Annotated in this window: 12 protein-coding genes; 7 read left to right on the top strand and 5 right to left on the bottom strand. The window is 67.6% G+C overall.

Translation table 11 applies throughout. The features are described from left to right. Positions 1–29: 29 nt before the first annotated feature. The 3 genes from sucC (at position 30) to MRBLWO13_RS18840 (ending at position 3,121) form a co-directional block, all read left to right on the top strand. A complete protein-coding gene (gene sucC, locus MRBLWO13_RS18850; RefSeq protein ID WP_341975627.1) occupies positions 30–1,196 on the top strand; it encodes an ADP-forming succinate--CoA ligase subunit beta in 1,167 nt (388 codons plus the stop codon). 27 nt (positions 1,197–1,223) lie between these two features. Beyond that, positions 1,224–2,126: a succinate--CoA ligase subunit alpha gene (gene sucD / locus MRBLWO13_RS18845; protein WP_341975626.1), complete on the top strand. Its 903-nt coding sequence runs from the start codon at positions 1,224–1,226 to the stop codon at positions 2,124–2,126. A gap of 200 nt (positions 2,127–2,326) precedes the next feature. Then, positions 2,327–3,121, top strand: coding sequence for a hypothetical protein (locus MRBLWO13_RS18840; protein ID WP_341975625.1), 795 nt, complete (start codon positions 2,327–2,329; stop codon positions 3,119–3,121). A gap of 88 nt (positions 3,122–3,209) precedes the next feature. Here MRBLWO13_RS18840 and MRBLWO13_RS18835 read toward each other — a convergent pair whose 3' ends face one another. Further along, positions 3,210–3,785 carry a TetR family transcriptional regulator gene (locus tag MRBLWO13_RS18835; RefSeq protein ID WP_341975623.1) on the bottom strand — a complete coding sequence of 192 codons (576 nt, stop codon included), beginning with the start codon at positions 3,783–3,785 and terminating at the stop codon, positions 3,210–3,212. A 74-nt stretch (positions 3,786–3,859) separates the two neighbouring features. Between MRBLWO13_RS18835 and MRBLWO13_RS18830 the strand changes: the two genes are divergently transcribed. Continuing rightward, on the top strand, positions 3,860–4,261 hold the full coding sequence (locus MRBLWO13_RS18830; RefSeq protein ID WP_341975622.1) for a VOC family protein: 402 nt from the start codon (positions 3,860–3,862) through the stop codon (positions 4,259–4,261). A 24-nt stretch (positions 4,262–4,285) separates the two neighbouring features. On the opposite strand, the gene MRBLWO13_RS18825 is transcribed toward MRBLWO13_RS18830, so the two are convergent. After that, positions 4,286–5,221 carry a homocysteine S-methyltransferase family protein gene (locus tag MRBLWO13_RS18825; protein ID WP_341975621.1) on the bottom strand — a complete coding sequence of 312 codons (936 nt, stop codon included), beginning with the start codon at positions 5,219–5,221 and terminating at the stop codon, positions 4,286–4,288. 150 nt (positions 5,222–5,371) lie between these two features. Beyond that, complete coding sequence (locus tag MRBLWO13_RS18820) at positions 5,372–6,850, bottom strand: NCS2 family permease (protein ID WP_341975620.1); 1,479 nt, start codon at positions 6,848–6,850, stop codon at positions 5,372–5,374. A gap of 91 nt (positions 6,851–6,941) precedes the next feature. Between MRBLWO13_RS18820 and MRBLWO13_RS18815 the strand changes: the two genes are divergently transcribed. The 3 genes from MRBLWO13_RS18815 to purH all read left to right on the top strand — a co-directional run bounded on the left by MRBLWO13_RS18815 (position 6,942) and on the right by purH (position 10,713). Beyond that, positions 6,942–8,318, top strand: a complete 1,377-nt coding sequence (locus tag MRBLWO13_RS18815; RefSeq protein WP_341975619.1) for a DUF6350 family protein — start codon at positions 6,942–6,944, stop codon at positions 8,316–8,318. Positions 8,319–8,468: 150 nt separating this feature from the next. After that, positions 8,469–9,068, top strand: coding sequence for a phosphoribosylglycinamide formyltransferase (gene purN / locus MRBLWO13_RS18810; protein WP_341975618.1), 600 nt, complete (start codon positions 8,469–8,471; stop codon positions 9,066–9,068). 37 nt (positions 9,069–9,105) lie between these two features. Beyond that, positions 9,106–10,713: a bifunctional phosphoribosylaminoimidazolecarboxamide formyltransferase/IMP cyclohydrolase gene (purH, locus tag MRBLWO13_RS18805; RefSeq protein ID WP_341975617.1), complete on the top strand. Its 1,608-nt coding sequence runs from the start codon at positions 9,106–9,108 to the stop codon at positions 10,711–10,713. A gap of 321 nt (positions 10,714–11,034) precedes the next feature. On the opposite strand, the gene MRBLWO13_RS18800 is transcribed toward purH, so the two are convergent. After that, entirely contained in the window at positions 11,035–12,411 is a 1,377-nt protein-coding gene (locus tag MRBLWO13_RS18800; RefSeq protein ID WP_341975616.1) for a DUF222 domain-containing protein, read from the bottom strand. Positions 12,412–12,627: 216 nt separating this feature from the next. After that, entirely contained in the window at positions 12,628–12,987 is a 360-nt protein-coding gene (locus MRBLWO13_RS18795) for a hypothetical protein (protein ID WP_341975615.1), read from the bottom strand. Positions 12,988–12,996 lie beyond the last annotated feature (9 nt).

Genomic DNA, 12,996 nt, shown 5'->3' with positions numbered 1-12,996 from the left:
CACCCGCCGCAACCAGCGAAGGACTGCACGTGGATCTCTACGAGTACCAGGCACGAGACCTTTTCGAGAAGTACGGGGTGCCGGTTCTCGCCGGTATCGTCGCGGACACTCCCGAGGAGGTGAAAGCGGCTGCCGAGAAGATCGGCGGTGTCGTCGTCGTCAAGGCGCAGGTCAAGACCGGCGGTCGAGGCAAGGCCGGCGGCGTCAAGGTCGCCAAGACTCCCGATGAGGCATACGAGGCTGCGAAGGCGATCCTCGGCCTCGACATCAAGGGCCACGTCGTCAAGCGCGTCATGGTCGCCCAGGGCGCGGCCATCGCAGAGGAGTTCTACTTCTCGGTGCTGCTCGATCGTGCGAACCGCTCCTACCTGAGCCTGTGCTCGGTCGAGGGCGGCATGGAGATCGAGGTGCTCGCCGTCGAGAAGCCCGAGGCGCTCGCCCGTGTCGAGGTGAACCCGTTGACGGGTATCGACAAGGCGAAGGCCGTCGAGATCGCTCGCGCCGCGAACTTCCCGGAAGACCTCATCGAGAAGGTCTCCGACGTCTTCGTGAAGCTCTACGAGGTCTACAAGGGCGAAGACGCCACTCTCGTCGAGGTCAACCCGCTCGTGCGCACCGAAGACGGTCAGATCATCGCCCTCGACGGCAAGGTCACGCTCGACGAGAACGCCTCGGAGATCCGCCATCCCGAGCACGAAGCGCTCGAGGACAAGGACGCCGCAGACCCGCTCGAGGCCAAGGCCAAGCAGAGCGGCCTCAACTACGTGAAGCTCGACGGCGAGGTCGGCATCATCGGCAACGGCGCAGGGCTCGTCATGTCCACGCTCGACGTCGTCGCCTACGCCGGTGAGAACCACAACGGCGTCAAGCCCGCGAACTTCCTCGACATCGGCGGCGGCGCCAACGCGCAGATCATGGCGGCCGGTCTCGATGTCATTCTCGGGGACCCGCAGGTCAAGAGCGTGTTCGTCAACGTGTTCGGCGGAATCACCTCGTGCGTCGCCGTCGCGGACGGCATCGTGAAGGCGCTCGAGATCCTGGGCGACGCTGCGACCAAGCCTCTGGTCGTCCGCCTGGACGGCAACCAGGTCGAGGAGGGGCGCGCGATCCTCGCGCAGGCGAACCACCCGCTCGTCACCGTCGCCGCCACCATGGACGAGGGCGCCGACAAGGCCGCCGAGCTCGCCAACGCCTGACGCCCAAGAGACTCAAGGACTGAAGAAATGTCGATCTACCTCAACAAGGACTCCAAGGTCATCGTCCAGGGCATCACCGGCGGCGAGGGCACCAAGCACACGGCGCTCATGCTCAAGGCGGGCACGAACATCGTCGGTGGCGTGAACGCACGCAAGGCCGGTACCACCGTCACCCACGAGAAGCCGCACGAAGGCGAAGTGGACCTCCCCGTCTTCGGCTCGGTCGCCGAGGCGATGAAGGAGACCGGCGCTGACGTGTCGATCGCCTTCGTTCCCGGCGCGTTCACCAAGGACGCGATGATCGAGGCCATCGACGCCGAAATCCCGCTGCTCGTCGTCATCACCGAGGGTGTTCCCGTCGGCGACGCGGCCGAGGCGTGGGCGTACGCCCAGAGCAAGGGCAACAAGACCCGCATCATCGGACCGAACTGCCCCGGCATCATCACCCCGGGTGAGGCGCTCGTCGGTATCACCCCGGCGAACATCACCGGCAAGGGACCGATCGGCCTCGTGTCGAAGTCGGGCACCCTGACCTACCAGATGATGTTCGAGCTGCGCGACCTGGGCTTCTCCACCGCCATCGGCATCGGCGGCGACCCTGTCATCGGCACGACGCACATCGACGCGCTCGCCGCTTTCGAAGCCGACCCCGAGACCAAGGCGATCGTCATGATCGGCGAGATCGGTGGCGACGCCGAGGAGCGGGCCGCGGACTACATCAAGGCGCACGTCACCAAGCCGGTCGTCGGCTACGTCGCGGGCTTCACCGCTCCCGAGGGCAAGACCATGGGCCACGCCGGCGCCATCGTCTCCGGCTCGGCCGGTACCGCTCAGGCGAAGAAGGAGGCCCTCGAGGCCGCCGGAGTCAAGGTCGGCAAGACGCCGAGCGAGACCGCTGACCTGATGCGTAAGATCATCGAGGCGCTCTAGCAGCACCTTTCAGAAGGCCCCGGGCTTCGGCTCGGGGCCTTCTGCGTGCGCGGTCGGCGGGCACTCTCGACGTTGCGGAAACAAACCTGAGGGTGATTTTTCGGGTCGCCTAACTTCGTGGTAGCGTTCCTCTGTTAGCGCGCACATTCGGCGCGCACAGGTCGCTGGGGCCTTTCTACGACAATTCTGGGGAGAGTATCTTGACGCATTTCCGCGCGCCCGCGCACACCACATCCGGTGACGGCATCAACCGTCGAACGGTCATCAAAGCAGCTGCCTGGTCGATGCCGGTGATCGCCGTCGCAGTCGCCACTCCGTTGGCTTCCGCGTCCACCACCACGCCGTCGGAGTGCGTCGTCGTCCCGGTCGGTGGATTCCAGGTACTCGGCGGGACCCTCAGCAGCAACGGGTCGGTGGGGTCGTCTCCGACCTCTGACGGCAACTTCGGCACTGGGTGGACGCCCGCCAAGGCGCCGACGGGTGACGCGGTCAACGGGTTCGTGCAGACCGATTTCGCGGTCGCGCCGACGCCCGCCAGCTGGTGGGGCGGCGGCGGCGAGGTCAACGAACCCGGGTTCATGTCGCTCGACGATCACGACAACACCGACGGAGCCGCACAGACTCCGGTGACGGTGGCACTGCAGTTCGCGGTCGACGTGACTGCGGGGACCACGTACCAGTTCATGCTGCCGATCTACACCGCGGCGGGACACCTCGGCACGCAGCATCTGGACGTCTCGATCGCCGGTGCCGGTGTGGTCCTTCCCGGCGCTGTTCAGGGCTACGTGGGCAACAAGGCCATCTCCGTCGACAACGCCGCGCTTTCCTCGTACCCGGCTTTCGCCGCTTCGCAGACGCCCACCGTCTCGTTCACGCCGACATCGAGCGGGACCGTCGTCTTCTCGTACACATTCACCCTCGCGTACGTGACCGGCGGCGCGCGTCAGAACGCGGACATGCTCGTGCAGGCCCCGCAGTTGCTCGGCTGCTTCTGACCAGACGGCATCCGTCCAGTCGGACGGTATGATCGTAGAGAAGGCCCCGGACTCCACTCTGGGGCCTTCTTCATGCCCGGGCTCGCGTTCACGCGGGGATGATCGAGTCCAGGATCAGATCGAGAGATCGGTGGGCGTGCGTGCGCGCTGCATCGTCTGCCGGTTGCTCGGAGAGCCACAGCGCCAGTTCGTTCATGGCGCCGGAGAGCGCTGCGGTCATCGCGCCGAGCAGGCGGGGCTCGATCCCGACCTCCCTCAGGCCGTCGCGCAGGTGCATCACGGCACCCTCGGCATCCGTGCGTCGCCATTCCGCCCAGCTGAGCACGGCCGGTCCTTCGACGAGCAGAACGCGGGCTGCCGCGCCTCGGGTGATCGCATCGAGGAAGGCATGGCTGCCGGAGCGAAGGGCGGCGGCTGCATCCTGCCCATCCGTCGCGGCGATGATGGCGTCGGCGATCAGCTGCTGCTGAGCTGCCGCGACGGCCGCGAACAGGCCGGGCTTCGATGCGTAGTGATGATAGACAGCGCCGCGGGTGACTCCGGCGGCGCGGGCGATGTCGTCGACCGATGCCGCGGCGGCTCCGTATTCGGCGAAATGCGCGGTGGCCGCTTCGAGGATCCTGCGGGCGGTCTCGGCGGCTTCGGCAGCGGATGCTCGAGGCATTGAGGGTTCCTTTACGTGCGATGTGTATGTATTCTAGGCGAAAGATACAAACAGTGTGTATGTAAAGGAGAGCCATGGAGATCACGAGCTTCTACCCGGTGCTGATGGTGGACGATGTTGCGACGGCGTCACGGTTCTACCGCGAGGTGCTCGGCTTCGAGACGACGTTCGAAGCCGACTGGTACGTGAGCCTGCGCTTCGGCGGCGGCGAACTGGCGATCCTCGATCGCAGCCACGAGACGATTCCGGAGGGCTTCCGCGAGCCTGTGCGGGGGCTCCTGTTGAACGTCGAGGTGCCGGATGCCGCCGCAGAGCACGCGCGTATGGTGGGCGATCTCGGCCTCTCCGAGCGGCTTCCGCTGCGCGATGAAGCGTTCGGGCAGCGTCACTTCATCGTCGAGGCGCCGGGTGGCGTGCTCATCGACGTCATCGAACCGATCGAGCCGTCTCCCGAGTTCGCCGCCGCCTTCGCCTGAGCTCGTCGTCGGAATGTCTGCGGCTCAGAGTGAGGGTACCGCGCTGAGCCGCTGCCACATCTTGGCGATGTGACGGACGTCCGTGCCGCAGCAACCGCCGATCACCCGCACAGCCGGGAGGCGATCCAGCAGCTCGACCGTGCAGGCGGCGAGGTCTTCGGGATCGCCCTCGTGAAGCCGATCCGAGCCATCCAGTTCCGCGTGCGAGAGCCGTGAGGCGTTCGGGCGGATGCCGATGATCCGGCCCGCCACGGTGGGGCCGACCGCGCGGCCGAGATGCTCCGGGTGCGCGCAGTTCAGCAGATATCCGTCGGGCGGCGCGGTCGCATCGACGCGATGGATCACGTCCTCCAACGTGCTCCCCGAAGCGAGCCGCCCATCGGTCTCGACGGTGAACGATATCTCCACCGGCATCCCCGCTTCTCGCGCGGCGCGGACGATGCCGATGGCCTCGGCAGGATCTGTGAGTGTGTACGCCGCGATGACGTGCACTCCGGCCTCGCTGAGCGCGCCCACCTGTGCCCGGTGGTAGGTCAGGGCGTCGTCGGCTCCTGTCACCGTGTCCCAGGAACCGGACTCGTAGCCGTCGCCCCGTGGCCCGATCGTGCCGACCAGGCGGACCTCGGGCAGGTCTCTGAACTCCGCCGCGAGCTCGTGGAGCAGGCGCACCGTATCGATGTTCACCCGACGAAGCGCTGCGGCATCGTAGCCCAGCCGCGGCCCCCAGTCCTGGCTCGCCCGCCACGTGGCCGACTCGAGTCGGAGACTCACGCCGTGCGCGCGGGCGACCTCGCCGTAGCCACGGTAGTAGTCGCGCAGGAGCGTCCGGCCGGGCCCGTCGTCGATCAGGACGAAGGCAGCGAAGTCGGGCAGGTCGACGTCGTGATGGAAGATCAGGTCGGTCTCGAGGCCGCCATCGGTGACATAGCGGGCTCCGCGGGCCACATCGGGTGCGGACATCGGTTCACCTTCTCCTCAGTGCCTCCGGTCTAGCAGAGCGTCGCTGGCCGCGCCAGAGGTCCGCTGAGGGGGCGAATCGCGGTGACTGTGTGATGAACGCGGGAGGGACGGATGCCGCAGCATCCGCCCCTCCCATCGTCGATCTGCAGATCAGATGCCGACGCCGAACAGCGCCTCGATCGGGCCCCTGGCGAAGAAGATGAGGAATCCGGCCGCCACGCCCCACAGCAACGGGCTGATGCTCTTCGCCTTGCCGGAGAAGGCGTGGATGAGCACCCAGCTGACGAAGCCTGCGCCGATGCCGTTCGCGATCGAGTAGGTCAGCGGCATCACGGTGACGGTGAGGAACACCGGCAGCAGCACGCGGAACTCCGAGAAGTCGATGAAGCGGATCTGCGCCATCATCATCGCTCCGACGATGACGAGGGCAGCGGCGGCGATCTCGGTCGGGACGATCGAGGTCAGCGGCGTGAGGAACATCGCGATCAGGAAGATGACGCCCGTGACGACGTTCGCCAAACCGGTGCGCGCGCCTTCGCCGATGCCGGAACCGGACTCGATGAACACGGTGCTCGACGACGACGAGGTCGCGCCGCCGGCGATCGCACCGATGCCCTCGACCACCAGCGCCGACTTGATGCGCGGGAAGTCGCCGTGCTCATCGGCGAGGTCGGCCTCCTTGGCGAGGCCGGTCATGGTGCCCATGGCGTCGAAGAAGTTCGTGAAGAGCAGTGTGAACACGATCATCACGATGGCGACCAGGCTGACCTTGCCGAGGTCGAAGGTGAAGTCGACGGCGCCGACGAGGCTCAGGTCGGGAAAGCTCACCGGAGAGCCGTTGAGCGCGGGGACCGTGAGGCCCCAGCCGCCGGGGTTGACGACGTTGCCCTCGTCGTCGAAGGCGCGCGGGCCGATGTGCCAGATCGCTTCGACGATGACGGCGAGCACTGTGCCGCCGATGAGGCCGATCAGCATGCCGCCCTTGATGCGGAGGGCGACGAGGATGCCGGTGAGGATGAGTGTGATAACGAAGAGCAGGCTGGGGATCGTTGCGACCGAGCCGTCCACGCCGAGGCCGACGGGCGGCGACGAGGTGCCGGTCGCCGTGACGAACCCGGAATTGACGAAGCCGATGAACGCGATGAACAGGCCGATGCCGACGGTGATGGCGATCTTGAGCTGGAACGGCACCGCGTCGAAGATCGCCTTGCGCAGGCCGGTGGCGGCCAGCAGCACGATGACCAGACCGTTGATCATGACCAGCGCCATGGCCTCGGGCCAGGTGACCTGCCCGACCACCGAGAACGCCACGAAGGCGTTGATGCCGAGCCCCGCCGCGAATGCGAAGGGAAGACGGGTGACGACGCCGAACAGGATGGTCATCACGCCGGCCGTGAGCGCCGTCGCCGCTCCCACGGCGTTGAAGTCCAGCATGTTCCCGGCGACATCGGGCTTGCCGGACAGGATGATCGGATTCAGGATCACGATGTAGGCCATCGTGACGAACGTCACCAGTCCGCCTCGGATCTCGGTGCCGATCGTCGAGCCGCGTCTGCTGATCTCGAAGAATCGATCGAGGGCGTTCGTGGGCTCGGCGGGAGCGTGGGCGGTGGGCGGGGCAGTTGTCATCGGGGAACCTCCGTTGATGACGTTATCGTGTGGCGCACGACGCGCGCGCCCACAGGAGGAGCAGGGTTTCTCGTCGTAGTCTCGAATCGATATGCAACGCCTCCTCGTCGCGCTCCTGGCCGCCGTCGACGCTGCCATTGCGGCAGGCGTCGGTCTTGCCGTGCTCCTGGCGCCGCTGACCCTGCTCTGGACGATCGCCTTCGGCGTCACGGCCGACTGGGGCGCGCTCTGGCCGCTCACCGGCACGCTCTGGCAGTTCGGGCACGGCGTTCCGCTGGACATCACCGTGCCGAAGGACGTGATCGTCGCGGTCGGCATCGCCCAGGAGGCGGCTTCCTTCGTGGTGTCGGTCACCCCGCTGGCATTCCTCCTCTTCACGTTGCTGTTCGCGGCGCGCTCGGGAGCACGTGCGGCGCGGTCGGGGGCATGGCTGCTGGGGGCGTTGTCGGGGACGGCGGCCTTCGCCCTCATCGCGACCGGTGTCGCCCTCACCTCTCGGCTGGCCGCGGCAGAGACTTCGCTGCTGCTCTCGATCCTGCTGCCCTCTGCGGTGTACCTCGCCGGTGCTCTCGCCGGTGCGCTCCGCGTGGTCTGGGACGACGGCGACGGCGGGATCCTGGACCGTCTGCATGACGTCTTCGACTCCTGGGGCGACTGGGGCGCAGTACCCGCGGCCGCGGTGCGCGGGGCGGCTTTCGCCGTGGTCGCGATCACGGGCGCATCGGCGCTGAGCGTCGCGGTGATGGTGGTGCTGCGCGGGGGAGAGGTCGTCGCACTGTTCGAGGCGGCTCGAGTCGACCTTCTCGGCGTGGCGGTGCTCGCCCTCGGACACCTCGCCTATCTGCCCACCCTGATCGTCTGGGCGGCATCCTGGCTGGCGGGCCCCGGGTTCTCGGTCGGGCTCGGAACCGCTGTGTCGCCGGCAGGCACGCAGCTCGGGGTCGTCCCCGGCATCCCGGTGCTGGGTCTGCTTCCGGAGAACGGCTCGATCTGGATGCTCGTCGTGGTGATCGTGCCGATCGCTGCGGGTGCCGTCGCCGGCTGGGCCGTGAGATCCCGACTGGTCTGGGAGGGCACGCCGCTGCGCATCGGACCGCGGGCGGCGATCGCCGCAGGTATCGCGGCCCTGTCCGCCGGAGTCGCCGCGGTGGCCGCCGTGCTGGCCGGCGGTTCGATGGGGCCGGGGCGACTGGCCGACGCCGGTCCCGCGGTCGGTCCCTTCGCGCTGGCGATCGGGGTCGAGGTCCTGATCGGTGCGGCCATCCTGCTGCTTTCGCCTCGGCATCGGGACGAACTGGCGGAGGAGCGCACCGACCGCTGGATGGCGGAGACCGCGGCATCCGAAGCGGCGATCGGCGGGGATTCCACAGCGGTCGGCGCTGTCCAGGTCGATGCCGAGCACGAAACCGTCCCGCTGGATGACATCCGCGACGCGTTCAAGGGCCCTGGGTTCGACCTGAAACCGTGAAAGCTGCGTGCAGCTTGCATGACCATCGCACGGATGCATGACCGGATGCGACGAAATGGACAACGATTCGTCGTCCGGCCATGCAAGTGGGACGGCCGGACGACCGGTATTCCGAACGGACGCCCGGTCCCGCCCCGGTAGACTGGGCGGGTGCTCACGGTCGCCGTTCTCATCTCGGGCACCGGCTCGAACCTTCGTGCCCTCCTCGAGGCTGCTCGTCACCCCGATTTCCCGGCCAGGGTCGTCGTCGTCGGTGCCGATCGCGAAGCCGACGGGCTCGCGCACGCCGAAGAATTCGGCATCCCGAGCTTCACCGTTCCCTGGCACGAGCACGAGAGTCGCGAGGCCTGGGGTGAGGAGCTCGGACGCCAACTCGCCGTCTGGACGCCGGATCTCGTCGTTCTCAGCGGACTGATGCGCCTGCTGCCGTCGGCGCTCGTCGCCGAGTACTCGCCGCGCCTGATCAACACGCATCCGGCGTACCTCCCCGAGTTCCCGGGTGCGCACGGCGTCCGCGATGCGCTCGCCGCAGGCGTGACCGAAACCGGCGCCAGCGTCATCGTCGTCGACGACGGGATCGACTCCGGTCCGATCCTCGCGCAGGAGCGCGTGCCGATCCTCGCGGGTGACACGGAACACAGCCTGCACGATCGCATCAAGCCCGTCGAACGCCGCCTCCTCATCGACGTCGTCCGTCGCGTCGCCACCGGCGAGCTTCCGCTGAGCGAAGCCTCCTCGATCATTCCCTGACCACCCCTCGCACGTCCCCACGCTGAAGGAGCCCTCCATGGCCGGCCCCCGTCACGACCCCTCGCTGTACCGCGATCGCGATGCGGTGCCGATCAGACGTGCGCTCATCTCGGTGAGTGACAAGACCGACCTGCTGGTGCTCGCCGCCGCTCTCGCCGAGTCCGGCGCCGAGATCGTCTCGACCGGATCGACGGCGGCCGCGATCCGCGAGGCGGGATACGACGTCACCGATGTCTCGACCGTCACCGGCGTTCCCGAGATGCTGGACGGCCGCGTGAAGACGCTGCACCCGGCCGTGCACGCGGGGCTCCTTGCGGACCTGCGTCTGGAAGATCACGAGGGGCAGCTCGAGAACCTCGGTATCGAGCCGTTCGAACTGGTCGTCGTGAACCTGTACCCGTTCGTGGAGACGGTCGCATCGGGTGCCGTCGGCGATGTCGTGGTCGAGCAGATCGACATCGGTGGACCCGCCATGGTGCGCGCGTCCGCGAAGAACCATGCCAACGTCGCGATCGTCGTCTCACCGGCGTCGTACTCGGCCGTCATCGACGCGATTCGCTCGGGCGGAACGACCCACGCGCAGCGACGTGAGCTCGCCGCTCGCGCCTTCGCGCACACCGCGGCGTACGACACGGCCGTCGCGTCGTGGTTCGCCGAGGGCACACTGAACGAACCTGGCGACCTGCCGGCGCACCTCACGATCCAGGCGGAGCGCCTCGCCACCCTGCGCTATGGCGAGAACTCGCATCAGCGCGCGGCCATCTACTCGCGCGTCGGTGGCCACGGCATCGCCCAGGCCACGCAGCTGCAGGGCAAGGAGATGTCGTACAACAACTACGTCGACGCCGACGCGGCGCTGCGCGCCGCGTATGACATGGTGCTGCCCACGGTCGCGATCATCAAGCACGCGAACCCGTGCGGCATCGCGACGACGGCACCGAACGCGCTCGACCCGATCGCGAGTGCGCACCTGCGCGCGCACGAGTGCGACCCGGTCTCGGCGTACGGCGGAGTGATCGCTGCCAACGGCACCGTCACCCTGAAGATGGCGGAGAACCTCAAGGACATCTTCACCGAGGTCATCGTGGCGCCGGCGTTCGAACCGGCCGCCCTCGAGGTGTTCAAGGCGAAGAAGAACCTGCGCCTGCTGCAGCTGCCTGAGGACTGGCAGCAGGAGCGGATGGACGTCCGTCTCGTCTCCGGCGGTCTGCTGCTCCAGGACGCCGACCGGTTCCCGGACGACATCTGGTCGGTCGCGAAGAACTGGGAGCTGGTGTCGGGTGAGCGGCCCAGCGAGGAGGAGATGGAGAATCTCATCTTCGCGTGGAAGGCCTGTCGCGCCGTGAAGTCGAACGCGATCGTCCTCGCGCGCGGAAACGCCACGGTGGGCGTGGGAATGGGGCAGGTCAACCGGGTCGACTCCTGCCGTCTGGCGGTCGAGCGCGCAGGCGATCGGGCGGCTGGTTCGGTGGCGGCATCCGACGCGTTCTTCCCGTTCGCCGACGGTGCGCAGGTGCTCATCGACGCGGGGATCTCGGCGATCGTCCAGCCCGGTGGTTCGGTGCGCGATGAAGAGGTCGTGGATGCCGCTCGCAAGGCCGGCGTGACGATGTTCTTCACGGGGGAGCGTCACTTCTTCCACTGAGGCGGGCGGAGTCTGCGCCTCGGTGAGCTCGCCGAGGCGCGCCGTTGCTGAGCGCATCAACTCGTTCGCTGAGTTGGTCCCAGGTTCGCTGAGCGTGCCGAACTGCGCGATCAGACGCGGGTGCGGGTGCGGGTGAGGGTGTGGAGGGTGGCGCGTGGTGTGCGCCATTGCTGTGCGGGGTCCCACCATGCGGGTCCGCGGATCTGGGGGATGCCGCCGATCATGCGGATCTCCCATCCGGATCTGTCGAGGGTGCGGTGGTGGTGCCAGCACAAGGGCACCCCGTTGTCGGTGTGGGTGGTCCGCCGCGGGCGTGTTCGGTCACGTGGTGGATCTCGCACCAGGATGCCGGGACGTGGCAGCCCGGGATGAGGCATTCTTTGTCGCGGAGCACGATCGCGCGGCGTTGGTGGACGGTGAAGACCCGGTCGGTGACGCTGATCCCGACGATGCGGCCCTCGTCGAACAAGACGCGTTGGATCGTACCCGTGCAGGCGGTGTGGGAGGCGACGGATGCCGAGACCGGGGCGTCAACGCCGGGGATCGTCGCCCAACCGGCCGCGAATCCCGCTCCGGCGCCGGTGTCGCTGTTGACGCCGCTGTCGGTGTTGGTGCCGCTGTCCGGCACAGGGAGCGCGTCTGCGGCTGATCCGACTGCGAACTTCGCACCGGCGCCCGCGGCGAAGTCCGAAGCGTCGATGTGCACGACGAGAGTCGGTGCCGCGCCGCCGAGCTGGGCATGTCGTCGTGGCGGGCCGCGATGCCCAGTGCTGCGGCGAGGGCGTCATGCTGCTTCTGGGCGCGGGTGCGCGGGTCGATCACGTTCCTCGGGTCGGAGTTGAACGGATCCGCGCCATCTGCGCCGTCATCGTGGCCGTCGATCTCGTCGGAGGGGCGGAACATCACACCCAAGTCGGCCGGGCCGTCAGTCTTCGGGTTCAACTGGGCGTCGAAGATGAGCTGCATCTGCGCGTAGACCTCGGGGAGCATGTTCCCACGGACCGGATAGGTCCCGTTGCGGAGCCTCCCGACAGTGAACGACCGGTTCTGCGATGCCTCCGCCTCCGACGGGGCAGAGCCGTCCGGATCCAGATACAGGGCGATCAGCTGCGCGAACTGCTTCAGATCCTCCGGCGTCGCCGGAGGCGCCACATCGGCGGGCACAGTATCGGCATCCGCCCGCTCGCCGAAGTCGGCATCGGCATCAGCGAGGACGTAGCCGCGGGCCTGGCCGGCGAGTTCGGCATCCGCACGCAGCCGGTCGGCTGCCCCGATCCGGACCCCTGCCCGTTCGATCGGGCCGGTCGCGGCGAGCAGCCCGGCGATCCCGATCGTTCCGTCGAGCATCGCGCCGCGCAGTGCGGGCCACTGGGCCGGCAGTCGTGCGCCGGAGGTGAGTTCGACATCTCGGTGCAGCAGATCCGCGGCCTTCACGACCCGTGCAGCGCCCGGTGCGTCGACACGCAGCACCCGCTGCAGCAGTTCGTTCATGTTCCGGCATCCGAACTCTTCCGGGAATCCGGGTTCTGCTCCGGCCGTCGTTTCCACGACGACCGCCTCGATGCGGCGGAAGGCTTCACCGGCGATGCGAAGAACATGCATCCGGTCGGCATCCGACAGCGACGCGAGAGCATCCGCACTCAGCACCTGGTCGAGGTCGGAGACGACCTGATCGAGGAGAGGTACGGGGTTGTTCATACCCCTCATTCTGCCTAGGGCCACCGACATTGAGGCCCCGAAAAGAGGCCGATCAGAGAAACTTTTTCAACTTTCTCGAAGTCGAGTAGATCATGACGCGTTTCGTCTCGCTCCGCTCGCTCAACGACCGAACGAGAGGAACTCGTTTCGCGCGCGGAGACCCGCACTGAGCGAGCGCTAGCGAGTCGAGATGTCGCTCAAAGACCGGACGAGCTCTCAACCCGGGCCGCCCGGATGAGCGAGATCGTAGGCACGAGCGAGCTTGCTCGGGACGACCATTCGCCACGCATCGACGACGAGTTCGCGAGCCTCCGCAGGTTCCAGCGCTGCCAGTTCTGCGTGCACCCAGTTGAATCGCAGGTCCGACGTCGACGGCATCTGGAACTTGCGCGGATCTCCTCCGACCAACGCCTCGCGCTCCTCCTTCGGAAACGCGAACCCCATCACGCTCTCGTCGAGGGCGAACGCGACGTACACGAGCTGACCGACGCGGAACTTCAATCTTCCGCGTACACGCACCGGGTAGGAGCGCTCCAACTCGGTGCCCAGAGCCCGCACGTCTTCGACCGCCGCCATGCTCAGACC

It is taken from the genome of Microbacterium sp. LWO13-1.2, assembly GCF_038397725.1.
Classification (GTDB): Bacteria; Actinomycetota; Actinomycetes; order Actinomycetales; family Microbacteriaceae; genus Microbacterium.
Note: the sequence above shows the minus strand (reverse complement) of the source record. Positions and strands in the feature narration are given on the sequence as shown.

Bases quoted from the DNA above. Each gene is read 5' to 3' on its own strand.
- purH (WP_341975617.1), top strand. From the start codon at position 9,106: ATGGCCGGCCCCCGTCACGACCCCTCGCTGTACCGCGATCGCGATGCG.
- MRBLWO13_RS18815 (WP_341975619.1), top strand. From the start codon at position 6,942: ATGCAACGCCTCCTCGTCGCGCTCCTGGCCGCCGTCGACGCTGCCATT.
- MRBLWO13_RS18795 (WP_341975615.1), bottom strand. From the start codon at position 12,987: ATGGCGGCGGTCGAAGACGTGCGGGCTCTGGGCACCGAGTTGGAGCGC.
- MRBLWO13_RS18825 (WP_341975621.1), bottom strand. From the start codon at position 5,221: ATGTCCGCACCCGATGTGGCCCGCGGAGCCCGCTATGTCACCGATGGC.
- MRBLWO13_RS18800 (WP_341975616.1), bottom strand. From the start codon at position 12,411: ATGAACAACCCCGTACCTCTCCTCGATCAGGTCGTCTCCGACCTCGAC.
- MRBLWO13_RS18820 (WP_341975620.1), bottom strand. From the start codon at position 6,850: ATGACAACTGCCCCGCCCACCGCCCACGCTCCCGCCGAGCCCACGAAC.
- sucD (WP_341975626.1), top strand. From the start codon at position 1,224: ATGTCGATCTACCTCAACAAGGACTCCAAGGTCATCGTCCAGGGCATC.
- MRBLWO13_RS18835 (WP_341975623.1), bottom strand. From the start codon at position 3,785: ATGCCTCGAGCATCCGCTGCCGAAGCCGCCGAGACCGCCCGCAGGATC.
- MRBLWO13_RS18830 (WP_341975622.1), top strand. From the start codon at position 3,860: ATGGAGATCACGAGCTTCTACCCGGTGCTGATGGTGGACGATGTTGCG.